The following is a 1162-nucleotide window of genomic DNA, read 5'->3' as shown; positions in this document are numbered from 1 at the left end:
GGGTCAGGCTGGAGGACTTGCGGGGCGGGTTTGAGCAGATGGAGTTGTTTGAGCGTTAGATTTTTCGGTGATTTTCAGGGCCTCATCGCGGGCAAGCCTTGCTCCTACAGGATTCGAGTCGATCAAAATATCGACGACGACATAAATCCTGTAGGAGCAAGGCTTGCCCGCGATTCTTTCAGGCCTTAATTCGGCCCCGGATCCGCAACCAGCCGCCCGGCATCCTTGGTCAGCGACTTCAGAAATTCGGTCTGCAACTCTGGGTCGTTGCGCGTCAGTTCAATCAGGCTCTGTTCCAGCTCGCTGGCCTCTTCCTCCAGGCCCAGTTCCGACAGGCGCTTGACCCGGTGTACCCACTGGCTTACTTCGTCGTCTTCGAGGTCGTCGTAAATCAACCCGTGGGCTTCGAGCAGCTTGCCACGCAAGGTATTGCTGAGGGCGAGGGACGAGTCGGTATGCACGTCGTCCTTGGCGTCCTCGACATTGATCTGCAGCTTGCTCAGATGATTGAGGTCATGTTCGGCGAACGGGCTGTCCAACAGGTTCAGACGCAATACGCCGTTTTTGTCGGTGCTCAGCTCGAAGGTTTCCTTGCCGGCCTTGACCTGCACTGGACGCTCGCTCCATGGCAGGCTCGAGTACTCCGTGCGCTTGTCGAGCTGGACCTCATCGATCCCGGCCAGGTTCTGTTGCGCACGACCATTGGATTGCGTGTTCATGAACGGGTTGAGTCCGGCAAAGCCGTAACTGAACCAGTCCTTGGTCACGCTATCCGGAAGGTTGCCCAGGGCAAACACATTGACCACGTTCGCACCGACGCCACCGACCACCGCTACAGCGCCCAGCGGGATCTCGTAGATTTCCCGCCAGGGTTGGTACGGCGTGTAGCGATCGTAATGGCGCGTGACCTCGAACTCGGTGACTTCGAAGGTCTTTTGCTCGTGGATTTTCACCCGGCGCTGCGGCAGCTCAAGCACCTTGGGCTCACCGACATCGATCTGCAGGCTGTGATCGAGCAATTTGCGCTCGACACGTTCCTCGTGCTCGCTGCGTTGTGACATGTGATTGGCACAGCCGCTGACCAGCAGGGCGCCGCACAGGGCGGCACCACCGAGGCCTAAGGTGTTTCGCTTGAACATGACGTCTCTATCTGGTTTCAGCG

Annotated in this window: 1 protein-coding gene; it reads right to left on the bottom strand. The window is 58.3% G+C overall.

The features are described from left to right. Positions 1-185: 185 nt before the first annotated feature. Positions 186-1139, bottom strand: coding sequence for a hypothetical protein (locus D8U18_RS19425; protein WP_056856154.1), 954 nt, complete (start codon positions 1137-1139; stop codon positions 186-188). Positions 1140-1162: the final 23 nt, after the last annotated feature.

The sequence above is a fragment of the Pseudomonas sp. Sample_10 genome, assembly GCF_004321495.1.
Taxonomy (GTDB): Bacteria; Pseudomonadota; Gammaproteobacteria; order Pseudomonadales; family Pseudomonadaceae; genus Aquipseudomonas.
This window is presented reverse-complemented; position numbering and strand designations above follow the sequence as displayed.

Bases quoted from the DNA above. Each gene is read 5' to 3' on its own strand.
- D8U18_RS19425 (WP_056856154.1), bottom strand. From the start codon at position 1,139: ATGTTCAAGCGAAACACCTTAGGCCTCGGTGGTGCCGCCCTGTGCGGC.